General features: G+C 55.6%; 15 protein-coding genes. 2 read left to right on the plus strand and 13 right to left on the minus strand.

Annotated features, from left to right (window positions below):
- Nucleotides 1–165 precede the first annotated feature (165 nt).
- The gene (locus AC07XF_RS00005; RefSeq protein WP_495024866.1) at nt 166–1,782 is read left to right on the plus strand and encodes a mechanosensitive ion channel family protein; all 1,617 of its coding nucleotides are present in this window, start codon (nt 166–168) and stop codon (nt 1,780–1,782) included.
- Nucleotides 1,783–1,865: 83 nt separating this feature from the next.
- Here the strand turns inward: AC07XF_RS00005 and AC07XF_RS00010 are convergent, their stop codons facing one another.
- The 10 genes from AC07XF_RS00010 to AC07XF_RS00055 all read right to left on the minus strand — a co-directional run bounded on the left by AC07XF_RS00010 (nt 1,866) and on the right by AC07XF_RS00055 (nt 10,087).
- Nucleotides 1,866–2,366, minus strand: coding sequence for an outer membrane beta-barrel protein (locus AC07XF_RS00010; protein WP_495024867.1), 501 nt, complete (start codon nt 2,364–2,366; stop codon nt 1,866–1,868).
- Nucleotides 2,367–2,425: 59 nt separating this feature from the next.
- Nucleotides 2,426–4,033: an EAL domain-containing protein gene (locus AC07XF_RS00015; RefSeq protein ID WP_495024868.1), complete on the minus strand. Its 1,608-nt coding sequence runs from the start codon at nt 4,031–4,033 to the stop codon at nt 2,426–2,428.
- Nucleotides 4,034–4,268: 235 nt separating this feature from the next.
- On the minus strand, nt 4,269–5,252 hold the full coding sequence (locus AC07XF_RS00020) for an AraC family transcriptional regulator (RefSeq protein WP_495024869.1): 984 nt from the start codon (nt 5,250–5,252) through the stop codon (nt 4,269–4,271).
- 116 nt (nt 5,253–5,368) lie between these two features.
- A complete protein-coding gene (locus AC07XF_RS00025; protein WP_495024870.1) occupies nt 5,369–5,701 on the minus strand; it encodes a hypothetical protein in 333 nt (110 codons plus the stop codon).
- A gap of 176 nt (nt 5,702–5,877) precedes the next feature.
- Nucleotides 5,878–6,168 (minus strand): hypothetical protein, encoded by a 291-nt coding sequence (locus tag AC07XF_RS00030; protein WP_495025076.1) that lies wholly within the window; start codon nt 6,166–6,168, stop codon nt 5,878–5,880.
- A 193-nt stretch (nt 6,169–6,361) separates the two neighbouring features.
- Entirely contained in the window at nt 6,362–6,844 is a 483-nt protein-coding gene (locus AC07XF_RS00035; RefSeq protein ID WP_495024871.1) for a hypothetical protein, read from the minus strand.
- Complete coding sequence (locus AC07XF_RS00040) at nt 6,841–7,662, minus strand: winged helix-turn-helix domain-containing protein (RefSeq protein WP_495024872.1); 822 nt, start codon at nt 7,660–7,662, stop codon at nt 6,841–6,843. Before AC07XF_RS00040 ends, AC07XF_RS00035 begins: the two co-directional genes overlap by 4 nt.
- Nucleotides 7,663–8,340: 678 nt before the next feature.
- A complete protein-coding gene (locus AC07XF_RS00045) occupies nt 8,341–8,682 on the minus strand; it encodes a hypothetical protein (protein ID WP_495024873.1) in 342 nt (113 codons plus the stop codon).
- Between the two features lie 103 nt (nt 8,683–8,785).
- Nucleotides 8,786–9,247 carry a hypothetical protein gene (locus AC07XF_RS00050; protein ID WP_495025077.1) on the minus strand — a complete coding sequence of 154 codons (462 nt, stop codon included), beginning with the start codon at nt 9,245–9,247 and terminating at the stop codon, nt 8,786–8,788.
- Between the two features lie 159 nt (nt 9,248–9,406).
- Nucleotides 9,407–10,087, minus strand: coding sequence for a DUF3313 domain-containing protein (locus tag AC07XF_RS00055; protein WP_495025078.1), 681 nt, complete (start codon nt 10,085–10,087; stop codon nt 9,407–9,409).
- Nucleotides 10,088–10,406: 319 nt separating this feature from the next.
- Here AC07XF_RS00055 and AC07XF_RS00060 point away from each other — a divergent pair, with 319 nt between their 5' ends.
- Nucleotides 10,407–10,799 carry a GFA family protein gene (locus tag AC07XF_RS00060; protein ID WP_495024874.1) on the plus strand — a complete coding sequence of 131 codons (393 nt, stop codon included), beginning with the start codon at nt 10,407–10,409 and terminating at the stop codon, nt 10,797–10,799.
- A gap of 115 nt (nt 10,800–10,914) precedes the next feature.
- Here AC07XF_RS00060 and AC07XF_RS00065 read toward each other — a convergent pair whose 3' ends face one another.
- Genes AC07XF_RS00065 through AC07XF_RS00075 form a run of 3 tightly spaced genes read right to left on the minus strand, consistent with a single transcriptional unit; the run spans nt 10,915 to nt 15,328 of the window.
- On the minus strand, nt 10,915–12,243 hold the full coding sequence (locus AC07XF_RS00065; protein WP_495024875.1) for a TolC family outer membrane protein: 1,329 nt from the start codon (nt 12,241–12,243) through the stop codon (nt 10,915–10,917).
- A gap of 1 nt (nt 12,244) precedes the next feature.
- Nucleotides 12,245–13,585, minus strand: a complete 1,341-nt coding sequence (locus AC07XF_RS00070; protein ID WP_495024876.1) for an HlyD family type I secretion periplasmic adaptor subunit — start codon at nt 13,583–13,585, stop codon at nt 12,245–12,247.
- Nucleotides 13,586–13,591: 6 nt separating this feature from the next.
- Complete coding sequence (locus tag AC07XF_RS00075; protein WP_495024877.1) at nt 13,592–15,328, minus strand: type I secretion system permease/ATPase; 1,737 nt, start codon at nt 15,326–15,328, stop codon at nt 13,592–13,594.
- Nucleotides 15,329–15,807 lie beyond the last annotated feature (479 nt).

The following is a 15,807-nucleotide window of genomic DNA, read 5'->3' on the forward strand; positions in this document are numbered from 1 at the left end:
TCGCTCGCGATGGTCGTCAACGATAACGCTGGTTGGCAGGTGCTCCGCGGTGCTCTCCGGTTTATCGCGAGCAAGCTCGCTCCTACAATCTGACAACCGTTCATCGGTGAACTACGCTGCGGTACGTACCCTCGATCTGAATATTGTGAAGTAAGGATCCGACACATGCGGAGCAGGCTGCTCGCTGTAATGTTTACTGTTTTCGGGATGTTTTGGTCGTTGCAACTGTGGGCCGAGGATGTACCGAAAGCGGTTGATGCTCCCGTTGAATTGAAAGTGGCCAACCGCAGCATCATGGTGTTCCGCGCGACCCTCCTCGGTGAAGCCCCGGCCTCGCGGGTCAAACGGGCGAAAGTGGTGATCGGTGAGGCGCTGGATGATGCGGACGACCTCAATGTCACCCTCGACCCGATCATGCAAAGCTACATGGTGCTGCTGGGTAGCCGGCGCGCCTTTATCGTTTCGGCCAAGGACCTCGACGAGACCGAATACGATTCGGTGCAGATGGCCGCCGAGGCCGCGGCTGCAAAACTGCGTCAGGTGGTGGCCGAAACCCGGGAAGCCCGTAGCCTGCAATTGATCCTGCGCTCCGTAGTCGCCGCGTTGATCGCCACCGGCGTGTACATCGCACTGCTGTTCGGCATGTCGTTTCTGCGGCGCAAAGTGCTGAAGAAACTGCCCGAACTGATGCATCGGCACACCCAGGCCCTGAAGGTCGGGCGGGTTCCGCTGATCGACGCCAACTTCCTCTATCCTTTGGTCAGCCGCGTGCTGGCATTGCTGCGCTGGGTCATCGTGTTGCTGCTCACTTACGAGTGGCTGGGGTTTGTCCTGTCGCGTTTTCCCTATACCCGGCCTTGGGGTGAAAGCCTTAACAACTATCTGCTGGAAGTCGCCGGTTATTTGCTGCAAGGGATTCTCGGGGCCATCCCCGGGCTCGGCGTGGCGCTGGCGATCTTTTTCATTGCGCGAGGCGCGACAGCGTTCTCTCGCCGGATATTGCGGCGCTTGGCCGCGCCCGGCACCTTTAACTGGCTGAACCACGAAACCCTGAAGCCGACTCAGCGCCTGACTTCGCTGGCGATCTGGCTGTTTGCCCTGGCCATGGCCTATCCGTACCTGCCGGGTGCCGGTACCGATGCATTCAAAGGCTTGTCAGTATTGATCGGTCTGATGATTTCCCTTGGCGCCACCAGCGTGGTGGGCCAGGCAGCGGCGGGATTGATCCTGACCTACACCCGGACTCTGCGCCCCGGCGAATTTGTGCGCATTGGCGACTACGAAGGCACAGTGACTGAACTGGGCATGTTCACCACGAGCATTCGTACCGGCCTGGGCGAAGTGCTGACCCTGCCCAACTCGATGATCACCGGCACGGTCACCAAGAACTACTCGCGGGTGGTACAAGGCCCCGGCTACGTGGTCGACACAGTCGTGACCATCGGCTACGACACGCCGTGGCGGCAGGTGGAGGCGATGTTGCTGGAGGCCGCAAAACGCACGCCGGGGGTTCTCGAAGTACCGCCAGCCCAGGTGTTCCAGACGGCATTGTCGGACTTCTACCCGGAATATCGACTGGTGGCCCAGGCCATTCCCAGTCAGCCTCGGCCGCGCGCCGTGCTGCTGAGCATGCTGCACGCCAACATCCAGGATGTGTTCAACGAGTACGGCGTGCAGATCATGTCGCCGCACTACCTGGGCGATCCGCAACAGGAGAAATGGGTGCCCAGGGACAAGTGGTACCCGGCCCCCGCACAGGAATCCAGGGAACCGTTGAAGTAATGGCAGGGAGGCTGGCAGGGCGAGGACGAGCGTTGCGGCGAGTGCGATGAGCGACCGGGGGAGGCCGCTCAATTGTAGCGGTGTTACCAAAGAACGTAGGCAGATGCCGTTGTCTGATTCAGATTGAGCTCTCCGACCTCCAGAACTTCGTATTCAGCGCGCAGGCCGATGTTGCGAAAGACATCGACCTCCAGGCCGACACCGTAGGTCAGATCAACCCCGGTATCATCGTCGGTGGCATTGCCGTCGGCGTCCCAGGCGTGAGCACCGACACTGCCGAATACCCGCAACCGATCGCCCAACGGAAAGCCGACATGGGCGGCAGCCTGAGCCGATTTGCCTTCGAAATCGAGATTCTTGTCCTTGAATTGACCGAGATCGACATAGGCGCCCTCGAAGGCCAGGTAGCTATTGACGCGATACCCCGCGTAAACCTTGTAGCTGGAGTCCTCATCGTCAAGATGGGAATCGTCGGTCTGGATGTTGCTAACGCCAGCTCCAAGATACAAACCTTTGTCATCAGCGAGCGCCTGAAAAGACAGCAACGATAGCAGTGAAGCGAAGCCAAGGTTTCGAAGTAGCATGTGTAGTGGAGTCCTTGTACAGGTTTAGGGTTCGCCGGGAATTTGAGTGGCCTGGAGGGTTAATAGAAGTCATTGATTGATATTTTTGAGGCCCGCTTTTCGTCGAAAGACCTGATTTTTACCGGGCATTCAAAATAGCGTCTTGCCAAAGCCTCAGCGGTTAGCGCTTTTGAGAACAACCAGCCTTGTGCCAATAGAACCCCCTCTGAAATCAGATGGGGCAGTTGCTGCTGAGACGCGACGCCCTCGGCCACGACCTTGAGTCTTAGAGTCTTGGCAATATTGGCAATGTGTCGCCACAGGGCATCCTTGGCAGCGATCTTGTCGTCTTCGAGGAATGAGCGATCTATTTTCAAAATATCGAACGGCACGGAGTCCAGGAGGGAGAGGCTGGAATAGCCGATGCCAAAGTCGTCCACGGCAATACGATGTCCGCAGGCTCGAAGCTTTCGCAATTGCATGGCCGCAGGCTCGTAGTCGAGCAAGGTTCTTTCGGTTATTTCAAAGATCATGGCGGACGCAGGCATGTCATAAGTTGCCAGCAGGCTGCTCACAAAATCTGGAAAGGTTTGATCCTGAATATCCCGAGCGGAAAGATTGACCGTGACGTAGAAGTCCTTGCATGCCCAAAGGTAAGTGCTGTAATCCTCCACCACTTGTCGTATGACCGAACGCGTAAGTTCGCGGATCAAGTCGGACTTCTCTGCAGCCGGGATGAAGACATCCGCCGGAACGTTGATTCCGTTGGAGGTCCAGTGAGAAAGCGATTCGGCGCCCACCAAGTAGCCTGTCGTCAAATTGACGATAGGCTGGTAGTGAACACCCAGCTTGTTGGCTTTTATGGCATTGCGCAGCCGTACAGCGGTAGAGGTGTAATGTTGTCGGGTGAGCCAGGAGAGGCAGAGCAGGAGTTCGAACACGACAGCAAGAGCAATGAACAATTTGTATCTGAGTGCTGGCAGATAGCTCAACGGCAGAGAGATGACTGAAATCAGTTCATTTCGGCTGCCTGGAAAGGCAATGAGGGCTTTGTCTGCCGAGGTGACAAGTTCTTCAAGATGGAACGGCTTCTGCATCTTCAGGGGCTGAGGACCCGTAGAGGCAATGGGCACGGCGCCGCCGGGACCGATGAGGTCCAGTTGTACGTCAGCGGGAAGTTTTAAATTGTCGAGAAGAATTTTCTTGTTTGCCCAGACGTAGACTGACTGCTCCGAGACAATGATAAAGTCGGTGTCCGCAGAGGCCACCTGGCCAGAGCCGAGCCAATAGGTTCGCTCTCCAATCGAGAACTTTCTCTTCTCATCGCCCGCCAGTATCGACGTGAGTTCTTGTCCGTAGGATGAACAGATCTTGCCATTTGGCAACTGGACTGCCGCTTGATCAACAAATCGTAAGTTTTTAACCAGTTCCGATATTTGTGCGTATTGCTTGTCGGAGCATTCCTGGCCGGAAAGATCAAGATGGCCAAGGGTGTTCAGTACTTTGTCGATCTGCGCATTGGGCTCGGCTTGAGCAGCACGCAGATCGATATAAATGTTATTTAACTTCCGGGCAATGAAATGCTCGGCAAGTCCTCCAGCACAAAACCATGCCGCCCAACCCGCTGCAGCAATCGCGCACACAGTGACTGCGTGCCTTCCAAGTAACGCTCTATATGCGGCAACCATCGATAAATCCCCGAGGTATCATTTTCTACTGTGCACTTTGTAGTCGCGAATTAAACGTCTTCAGTACCAGTCAATTACCCAGGCCAATAAGATGCCGCTTGCATAGGCGGTAATGCACAGAAGTATTTTCTGCTTGAGTGGCAGTGTGTTGATTCGATAATGCATGTTTATTCCCTTGAGTCGGCAAACAAGCAATTGTTGGCGACTCGGTTTAATCAAGGGAAATCATTAATCATCATTTTCTGGGTTTGGCTGAGTTACGCCGGGCTGTTTCTGACGGTGACTCCCCATAAGCATTCTGGTACGCCTTGGAAAACCGGCCTAGATGGTGAAAATTCCAGAACATTGCAGTTTCTGTCACGGTGGGCCACGTTTTATTGATCAGGTCGCGACGGGCACTTGCGAGCCTCAAGTTTCTGATATAGGCGATTGGCGAAACTCCGAACGTTTCAATGAAGCCAAAGTGCAGGGTGCGTGTTGTGGTTTGAAGTTGCTTTACGAGTGATTTGATAGTGAGCGTTTTTTTTGTATTTTCATGAATGTACTCTATGGCTTCCATCGCCACCTTTCTTCTGGTCGGGACTTTGCGACTGAAGCCGCCAGCGGGTGTCAATGCGTGTAATAGCGACGCAAGTAGCGCACTTTCAATCGCTGAACTTTCTGATTCGCTGCGCGCTGATGAAAGAGAGTCATCGATGTCGACACAGGGCGTGTTGATGGCACTGACAGCACTGATGGCATGAATGGCAGATCGTATGAACTGGAAGTTTTCAGCCTGGAAGCTGTGTTGTGTTCTGTTGGCAAGTATATCCATGGCTGAGTGATGTTGACGGCACCGCTCATAATGCTCCAGTGTTGTGGTTAGGGTGAAAAGTGTTTCATTCGGTTCGCAAGTGTAATGCACCGATTCATGGCTGTGCAGTACGATGATTTCGTTAGGCTGTAGCTTGTGATTATTGACGACGGGGCGACCAATCGGGGCCTGCGAGATGGCGAATGTTATGAACCCGGCAGGCACAGAGCTCACCAGGGTGACGGATGAGTCGAACTCAAGTCGACTGCACTGGAGTTCATGACTGTGAAAGAGCTTATATTGCCGAATGCTCGCCTCCTGCTCTGAAGGGATAAGGCACATTTCCCATTTGCCTATTGTTCTATTCAGTTGGCTCGGCAAGGCAGAAGACAAATGAAAGATTTCATCGGGCGGTGCAATACTCATGAGATTGAAGGCTCACCTGTTGAATGGTTAGGGTCAAGCAATGACTGTCCGTGCAGCAATGGCGGTCACATGCCAGATGAAGATATACCCGTGCCGGGAAGCGTGATGAGTGGGCGTCAGAGCCCCCGGATGATTTCCAGCTCCGCCGAAAAAGCGTACTTGGTGTCCAGCGGCGAGTCGTCCATGTGTTGAACGTTGCGCGGGTCAACCTTCGAACTGAAGATTTTCGACTGGGGTTTCATCGGGTCAATGGCTGCAGCTGTAAAGGAATGACAGTCATTGATACGATACCCCGTCGTTACCTGGTAGCCGGTTTTCACAGTGTTCAGAGCCTTCTTGTTGGTTTCGACACTCGTCAATTTGGCACTGTAGATGCCCTTGTCGTCGGCCATGGCCTTGAGAGAAAGCAATAAGCCAAACGTTACGGTGACGAAGTTTTTCAGTAGCATCGAGGCGATTCCTTATGAACAGTTTATTCGCCAGAACATAGTGTCAGCTGCATCTCTGCCACGATTTGGCCTGCAAATCCTCTCACCCCGATTGCGCCTGCCAAAGTCAATAATTCATATTTCGGAGGTCGTCAGGATGGTCTGGTGAACGCCTGTCCTGGTGAACGCCACACGCCTCAAAATAATATGCGAGAGTTGGCGTAACTCGTACCAGTATCGCCTTGTGGTTGGGCCGGGAGAGGAAAATCACTTTCCTGCTCGTCCGTATGATACTCATTCTCAGTATGAATTGTCAGATGCGATAGTTTCTGCCGGTCATCTTGGCTTAATTCAATTTCATAATATTCAATTGTCGTGTTTTCGACCGCGTGCTCATCGTGTGCTGACGAGTAAAACGGTATGGCAGACAAGAATGAAACGATCAGGATCCTGAGGTTCATCGATTTACTGGTTCGCAGGAAATACATGGCTTTCACTTGATTCCCCCTGTGTTGGGCATTGTCCCGGACGAGAATCAAGCAGGCTCGATTCCAAAGATTATCGGTGAGGGATTTTTAGCAGGGGGTGCATCTGATTCAAATCAATAATTGTTATTTTTGTTTGAGTGTTTTTTGCAGCGCGCCTATACCCGAAGGGTGTTGCGTCAGTGAGGGAGATCAATTAACGGTTCATGCAGCGCAAGCGGCCAAGTTCATGTACGTAAAAACACACGGCGTTTTTATCCTGCGTCGGAATCAATTCGTAGTTTAAGATGGCACCTTCTTGCAAGACGTATTGACGTCTGAAGAACAGTTCAGGGGTCTTTTCAATGGCAAAAAGTTCGTTGTCCTGACTGAGCTTGACGTTAGTAACTTTGATCTGGACGTGTGTACTGCTTTCTCCGATTATATTCGCCGCGATAGTCGCATTGCGGATTTTTCCATTCAGGCTTTCCAGCGTGGTTCCAGTGAGTCGGCCATGCCCGATGGTGAGATACTCTTCGGTGTTGAGTTGATTAAGATCTTCCAGCGATTGCCGGGTTTTTGTTTGATAACTGGTGTTTTCCATGTAGTGCGAAGGAGAATAAACAAAGGAGAAAATGCAGAGTGCATTGATCAAGGCTATAATCGGCCAGTGAACAACTTGCGGAATTTCAAACTTCATAAGGTAACTTCCAAACATTGACGAATCATCAAGGCGAGGTCTCTTTCGCTGCTATTTAATTGTAAATTTGCAGTGCTTAGATCCGGGCGAATGCACGAAACGGAATAGTTGGCTTTATACAGGTTTATCCAGACTTGGCCCTTCAAACCTGTTGGCAATTGCTCGGTTTGTCTGGCTGACAACTCCATCAGTGCTTGCGCCTCGGCAAGATCACTGCCTACGGCGTGGATGACTAGTCCATTTTTTTCGACACTGGAAACTTCAATTTTTGGCGTGTCGAAGTCGATTTGAAAAATAGTAAAAGCGCCGACTGCCAACGTAACGATATAAGCGATCAGTTGGGCCTTGGTAAGGCTGGAGGTTTTTTGGGTTTTACCTGAAGGCGCTACCAGGTCATCACTGCCAGTTGGCGGTAGTTGGCTATCGGGCGAAGCGGCTGGCTGTGCAGTTTCCTCTGAGGGGGCTGATACAGCTGTCATTTCGTCGATAACGCAGTGCCGGTTGAAGCAGTATCCTCGTCGAGGAACGGTCATCAAGATCTCGTGATCTCGACTGTCGTTAAGAATATTTCGTAGCGAGAAAACGGTTTGATTCAAACTGCCGGAGGCAACGACACGATCATTCCAGGTGTAGTCGATGATTTCGTCGCGGCTTTTAGTGATGCCTGGCTCCTTAAGCAGCAGGTCCAACAGACGCGACTCTGCTCTACCTAGCGTGGAGTTTTGTACATCTCCATGGGGTGTTGTAATGGACAGAATGGCGTTGTCTGGGTCGAATACTGCCACAGCGCCATTTTTCAATTTGAAGGTGTAGCTCATAGAAATATTCCGTTCAGGCGGTACTGGCCTGAGTATAGGGGCCGGATTTGGCCCGGTACATTCTGGTCTGTGAGGTGAACGAAGATGAGGGCCAAGCGGAGGGTCTGATTGTTGGTTTGGACACCATGAATAATGCTTGGAACGGATTTTCTGCGCTATCCGAAAACTGCAAGCTCGGGCAGGTGGATTTGCGCGCAGCCACGCCGGAGTGAACTAACTTCACCGTCCCGAACAGGCTCAATTGCTAGCTGAATTATCACGATACAAATCAATAATTGTTTTTTTGTGCGCCTGGTTCATTGAAGATTATTTTTGATTCTAATTAGCTTTGAACCAGGCTCGTTACCGCTTTAAATGGATCTCGAGGAGCGTTGACACAAATCACGTTCATGGTTTGTTTGTCGTGGCTTAAACGATCCTCACCTCTCGTTCAACGGCCTTTGCCCCGCGTCCTTTCATGGCGGACGCGGGGCTTTTTTTCGTGTACGCATTGAGTGACTTCAACGGGGGGCTGGACAGCGTCACCCATGCTCTGACACGCGTTTACGGTGTATTGAAGTCAGTCGCGTAACCAGGCTGATCGGGTCAAACGTACGCCGGGCAACCCGCTCGATACGGGTGCATTTGGAGGGGAGTCGCAAGGGGAGAAGAGAAGGGCATGCAAGAGGCTGTCTGGCGCTACAGGCATTCCTGTGCGGCACGCTCGAAACTCGATGGCTTGAAGGTCGAGGCCAGCAACTGGCGCTCGTATAAGTACACCTTGCCGCCATCCTGTGCCTTATGGGTTTCCAGCACAGTGTCTACTGCTATTTTGCTCGAAACGACAACCCGATAGCTGCGTTCGCTCCCTGACACGATCGGGCTCAACTCGATGTCTTTTAACTTGGGTACGAGGCAGTCGACATACTGTTCGGGCGATTTTTCCGTTTGCAACGTCGAACTCGGGTTGTTCGGGGAGGAGGAGCAGCCGGCCATCAACAAGGAGGCAAACATTACGACAGGAGCAAGTTCAAGGCGCATCGGTAGAGCCCTCGGGTTCGATAGGGTTTGGATCGATAGGGTTTGATTCGTTGTGTCATGGTCAGGAAGGTCGGCAAATGTTTCAGGTCATCGTCGTCGCAGATCAAGGCAAGACATCGTAACCACGTTGTTGCAGGCAACTGCTGTAGATGGAGTTGTTGGCAATGCTGCTTTGTTCGCTCGCGGCCAGGTTCTGCCTGCGCGCCTGACGTTGCCTGGCCCCGCCTACCACGGCGCCGGCGGCTGCGGCGCTGCGTGCATGGTTCTGGCGATAGTCTTGCTTGGTGTCATCGTCAATCTGGTCGTAGACATTTTCATGTTGGCGGCCCCGAACCTCTGCCGCAGTCGCCCCGGCAACCGCGGCCGTGGCAGCGCCTTTTGCCCGTCCACCGGATGGCACGGTGTCTGGTATCGGCTGTTGGGCGTTGGCCTGGGACTGGCAGGCGCTGGCGTCCTGCTGGATGGTTTGGGAAGTCTGGCCTTTGAGGGGGACCACCGTCACCGCCAGAGCACTGGTGCTCAGCAACATCGTAATGACCGTTAAGGTATGGGCCAGTATTTTCATCATCGGGTCTCACGTCAGGCGTCGACACGGCTGACGGTTTGTCAGAGGGAAAACGTGGCGTGACGCCACGTTGAAACCCCATGCCGGTCTGCTTGCCATGCCCGGCAATGCCGGTGGATGGCAGGCGCTTTCACGTGTGCGATGGGGTTTACTTGAACATCAACGCTTGAGGAGGAGGGCCTGCATGTCGTCTTCCATGCCTTTGAGTGCAACCTTGAAGTCATTGGCGACAACCGGCTGTTCGGCATTTTTGAGTGTCCCGCCGAACACCTTGCGAACCATCTTCGCGACCGGCAGACCGGTTTTGGCGTCGATAAGATCGGCTTCGATGTACATCTCGGCAGTCTGGTCGCGATGCCCGGTGGCTGCTTGTGTTGCCCCAACTATCGCCGCGATCGGAACGGCCTCATACCAGTGCATGCCTTCGTTGTTGGCGCTGACGTGAGTGATTGCTGCTTGCAGGATCAGCGACCGCGAATCGGTCGGCGCCAGCTGCGCATAAGGGACGATCGTGTAGCGACGGGCAAAGGCGTTCTTGACGCTGTTGCTGGTCATCAATTGCAGGTCTTGCAGCGTTTTCAGGCTGACGCGAGCGGTCGGCTTCGGCGCTGGATACAGTTCCATCTGCCGGAACACGACAGTGGAGTACGCGCGAGGATCGAACCCCGGCGATACCCAGCGCAATACTTTCTGCTCACTCGGCGTGGTTTGCTCCTCCAGGCCCTGGTAATTGCCCAGGAAGCCCGAGTATTGCTCTTGCTGCGCTACTTTCGAGACGCAGCCGACCTGAAATACACAGCTCAAAGCAATACCCACAATCCATTTATTCGACATGCCCATGTGTTTGGTTCTCAAGTGATGAAAGTTGTCATTCGGGTTCCGGTCTGGCGCCAGGTATTGACCTGAGTGCATTGCATTCAGGCCCTGGTATTCGCCATTCGGTCACGCACAGCAGGTGCTTGCACGCCGGTCAATGCGGGCCGAATGTTGCCCGTAGCCGCTGGATAATCCGAATCAATAACTCTCAAAAACTATTAAACGCTACGGCCAGCCCGATCTGGCCGGCGACCTGCGGGGTGAACACTGAATCGACCTACAATGGGTAATTGCGCGAGCGGTTGATACCGATCAATAGGTTTGACATGAGAGGAGACGCAGCATGGAGCGATTCACCGGCGGTTGCCTGTGCGGCAACGTGCGCATTGTTGCGTCGGGGCACCCATACCGGGTTGGCGTTTGCCACTGTCTCGACTGCCGCAAACATCATGGGGCGCTGTTTCACGCCTCTGCGATATTCCCTCAGGATGCAGTGACGATCGACGGCGAAACACGTGACTACGCCGGGCGATATTTCTGTCCGGTCTGTGGCTCGTCCGTGTTTGCGCGCACCGCAGACGAGATCGAAGTAAACCTCGGATCCCTGGATGCCCCTGATCAACTGGTGCCCACTTACGAAAGCTGGATCGTGCGTCGCGAATCCTGGTTGCCGGCGTTTCCACTCTCACGACGATACGAGCGTGATCGAGACTCCACGGGACGTTTTGAAGTGTAGGGGGGGCATGAGCGATATTGAATGGCTCGCTCTGTTCGACGGAAATTTGACTGTTTCTCGATGGGGTGGAACGCCGGTCAGCCATCGTTTGGCCGGACCGGCGGGCAGTTGGGAATCAGTTGGTGACCAGCAGTTCCGGGCCGAGGTAGTCGTTGATCTGGTTGATATCGTCGTCGCCCAGGCTGCCCACTGAAGAGGCCAGGCGCAGGCGCGACATCAAATAGCGTATCTTGGCCTCGAACAGATCGTGGCGCGCAACGAAGAGCAGCTCTTCGGCATTGAGGACGTCCGAGTTGGTGCTGGTGCCGCCCTCTTTGAAGCCCTTGCGAGCCGATGCCAGTGAGCGTTCGTTGGACACTACGGCCTTCTCCAGCGCGCGAATGCGTTTGGCGCCGCTCAGTATGCCTTGATACTCACGGGTGGTTTCGGTGATGACTTCCTGTCGTGCGGCGTCGAGTTCGTCCATGGCCTTATCGCTATTGGCACTGGCCTGGCGTGTCAACGCGCTGACGCCGCCACCGCTGTACAGCGGGATATTGACTTCCAGCCCGATCGAGCCGTAGTGGTTGCGTTGATTCAACTCGGAGAGTGACTGGCTCTCACCCGCGGTGTAGCCGGCAATGAAATCCAGTGTTGGCCAGTGGCCAGCCCTGGCACGCTTCACTTCTTCTGCGGCAAGGTCGCTGCTATAACGGCGCGCATGGATCAGCGGGCTATCGGCCTGGGCTTTGACCAACCAGTCCTGCAGGTTGCTCGGTAGCAGCGGTGGTGTATCGAAGCTCGGACGCAAGGTGGTCATCGATTCGGGAGTTTCACCGATATATTCCTCAAGCTTGGCGCGCGCGTTGACCATATTGTCTTGCGCTTCGATCAGCTCGGCTTCGGCGAGGTCGCGGCGGGCGGCCGACTCGTCGATGTCGGTGACGGTGCCGGCCCCCAGCTCCATGCGCCGCTTCGCCGAAGCGAGTTGCTCTTCGAAGGCGGTCAGCTTGGACTTGGCCAGGACGATGGTTTCGCTGGCCAGGAGTACATCGAAATAGCTTTCGGACAAGCGCACCGCGGCGTCCTGGGTCTTGGCATCGAATACCGCGACGCTGTAGTCGGCACGCTGTTGACCCTGGCGGTATTCGGCCATTTTCTGTTTGTTGAACAGCGGTTGGCGCAGGCGCACGTTGGCGCCCTTGGAGTCGTAATGGAGATCTCTGTCGATGCCGCTTTGGCTTTGGGAGCCATTGACCTTGTTGTGGTAGCCCGAGGCATTGATCTGCGGTAGCAGGCCGGCCTTGCCGATGGCGCGGTTTTCCTCGCCAGCCTGTTTTTCATGCACGGAGGCCTGGTAAATAGGGCCCTGGAATTGCAATAGATCCCAGGCTTGTTTGAGGTCCATGGCACCGGCCGGCATGGCCAACCCCAGCAGGCAGAAGAACAGGCAACGACGTTCCATCTCATTGTTCCTTGAATGAGCTGTCCACACGATCAAGCATTGGTTTAAGAAGATAGCTGATCATGTTGCGTTCGCCGGTCTTTATGGTGACGCTGGCAGGCATGCCGGGGCGAATGTGGTTGCTGCCAAGCAGGCTCATGCCATCGGGCGTGACTTCCACCTGAGCCAGATAGAACGGTTGCTTGCTTTCCTCGTCCATCAGGCGGTCGGCGGAGATGGTCTTCACGCGGCCGGGGATGTTTGGCGTCTTGGCATGGTTGAAGGCCGGGAAGGAAATGTCCACGGGCAGGCCGGGGACCATCTTGTCGATGGCCTGCACGGGAATCATCGCGTCGACCTGCAACGGTTCGTTGACCGGCACGATTTCCATGATCTTGAAGCCGGGTTGAATGACACCTCCGACGGTGGCAATGCTCAGGCCCTGGACCATGCCATCGATCGGCGACCGAATCACCGTGTGGGTCACTTCATAGTCCAGCCCGCGCAAGCGGTCGGCCAGTGTGGTGTTTTCCTTGGCGGTTTCAGTCAGCTGTGATTCGACTTCCTTCAGGTAGTCGTGCTGGCGCTGCAGGATGCGCAGCTTGATTTCGGTGGTCTGGCTACGCACGCGGGCGATGTTGTTGAGGTTCTCGGCCTGGCCGGCGGAGAGGTCGGCATTGCTGCGTTCCAGCTCAAGCAGGCGATTGCGCGGCACATAGCCTTCAGCCGTCAGCACGCGGGTGCCTTGCAGTTCCTGGTTGAGGAAGCTGATCTGCGAGGCGCGGGCGGTGTAAACCTGCTGCAGTCCCTTGAGCTGCACCGCCGATGCCGCCAGGTTTTCCTGCAGGATGCTGATTTCGCCAGCGAGACCGGCACGCCGGGTGTCCAGCAGGCGCTGTTGCAGGTCCATGGCGGCTTCCAGGCGGTGGTCATCCTTGAAGCGCTTGAGCAACTCGGGGTCGAAGTTCACCACATCGCGGTCGTCACGTTCCGCTTCCAGGCGGTTTTCCACGGTTTTGCTGACGATGTACTGGGCGCTGACCGCACCCTGTTCGGAAACGGCCCGCAACGAATCGAGGCGGACCACCTCCTGACCTTTTGTCACTAGATCGCCTTCGCGGACGAGAATGGCTTCCACGGTACCGCCGCTCAGATGCTGCACGGCTTTGCGATTGTTGGTGACTTTGACCGTGCCTGTGGCGACCACGCCGGCATCCAGCGGCGCCAGCCAGGACCACAGGAGGAAGCCGCCGAACCCGGCGAGTACCAGCCACACGCCCCATCGGGCGGGTTTGCCGACGTCCAGATCTACCACGCTCCTGGAATCGGCTTGAATCATTTCGGTGGTTTGGCTCATTTGCATGATCGGTCACTCCCGTGCTTTGACGGAGGCCAGCGGAGTCGACGCGCCTGCAGGCATTACACTGGCCTTGCGCAGCGCTGCGAATACTTCATCGCGCGTCCCAAGCATCTGCACGCCGCCGTCGCGCATCATCAGCACCTGATCGACGGCGCAGAGTACGTTGGGGCGGTGGGAAATCAGAATCACGGTGGCGCCTCGGCCCTTGAGTTCGGCCAGCGCATCGACCAAGGCCTTTTCGCCTACGTCATCGAGGTTGGCGTTCGGCTCATCGAGCACGATCAGGTTGGGTTCGCCATACAACGCGCGGGCCAAGGCGATGCGTTGCTTCTGACCACCGGACAGCGGGCTGCCATCGGTGCCCAGACGGGTGTCATAACCCTGCGGGAATCGCAGGATCATCTCGTGCACGCCAGTGATCTTGGCGGCGCGGATCACCGCTTCGCTGTCCACTTCGCCAAAGCGCGCAATGTTGTCGGCGATGTTGCCCTCGAACAGCTCCACGTCCTGTGGCAGGTAGCCAAGCCAAGGGCCAAGTTCGCCCTTGTTCCAGGTGAATATGTCCGCGCCGTCCAGGCGCACCTTGCCGGCCTGCGCCGGCCAGACGCCAACCAGCAGGCGGGCGAGGGTGGATTTGCCCGAGGCGGACGGACCGATAATGCCAAGGCTTTCGCCGGGGACAAGGCTGAAGCTCACCCCGCGCAGAATCGTGTTGTTGGTGCCGGGGGCGCCGGCATACACATTCTCCACCGCCAGCATGCCCAACGGCCGCTGCAGCGACATGCTCGGTGGCCGGCGCGGATAGTCGTGCAGCATCTCATTGAGCCGGCCCCAGGCCGAACGGCAGCCGAGCAGTTGCTTCCACGACGCGATGACTTGTTCCACCGGGCCCAGTGCGCGACCGGTGAGGATCGAGCAGGCAATCATCATCCCCGGGGTGATCTTGCCTTCGATCGCCAGCAGCGCGCCGGCGCCGAGGATCAGCGACTGCAAAGTGATACGCACGAAGCGCCCGGTGCTGCTGATCAAGGCGGCGCGGTCGGAGGCCAGGGTTTGCATTTCCAGAATGCGCAAATGGCTTTGGAACCAGCGCTTGCTGATCGACGGCAGCATGCCCATGGCCTCGATGACCTCGGCATTGCGCAGGTTGTTGTTGGCGTATAGGGCGGAGGAGAGGGCGGCCTGATTGGCGTCGGCCAGCGGTTTCTGCGTCGCCTTTTCAGTGAGGTAAGCCAGGCCCATCAGAATCAGCGAGCCGATCAGCGTGAGCAGTCCGAGCAGTGGGTGGATCAGATAGGCGACCAGCAAGTAGATCGGCGTCCACGGTGCATCGAAGAAAGCGAACAGGGAATTGCCGGTGACGAACTGGCGAACCTGAGCGAGATCTTGCAGGGCCTGGGCCGGATTACCTCCGGCGCGGCTCAGGTTGCGCTCGAAAGCAGCGGTGAAAATGCGTCGGTTGAGTTCCATGTCGAGGCAGTTGCCGACCCGGATCAGCACGCGGGTGCGGACCATTTCCAGCGTGGACATCAGCAAGAACAGTCCTACCACCAGGACCGTCAACATCGCCAGCGTCGTGACGTTGCGACTGACCAGGGCCCGATCGTAGACCTGCAACATATAAACGGCTGGCGTCAACATCATGACGTTTATGACGCCGCTGAACCCTGCCAGTGAATAAAAACTGCGGCGCATACGAAAGAGCGCGTCGGCCAGTTCGGAACGGATGCTCGACTGCTTGGGCATTTTGGTCCTCCCACTTCGAAAAGCCGGTTGCCCTTGTGGCGCAACAGCTAACGATAAATGTAGTTCCTTAAACAGCTTATGGACACGCAGGCTGGTCGCTCTATGGATGGCGAGTCTTCCGAAATCGCTGCGTTGCTCCCTTATGCAGCAGCGTAGGTGGCGGTGAAACAGTTCGAAATAACATTTTGCTCTATACCTGCACTCAACTTTCTATATGTCTTTCAAAAACAGCTAGTTGAACAGACAAAAACCGGTCGTCTGTTTTAACGACGTTAAATTGACAAAGTTTTGTTATCGGACTTTAGTCTTAGTTATCGGGGGGCCCACACGTCTGAAGCTTGCCATCGCTTTGGCAACGCAAGGCGCGGTGAATCTCCTGAGAGGAAGCGAATCATGTCGATCATTTCGTTCTTTTTTAGAGGGAAGGGGTTGTCAAGGACGTTCGCCTTCACTTCCAGATTCCATGGCCCTCCCAGGGC

The sequence above is a fragment of the Pseudomonas sp. GW821-FHT01C01 genome (assembly GCF_059422645.1).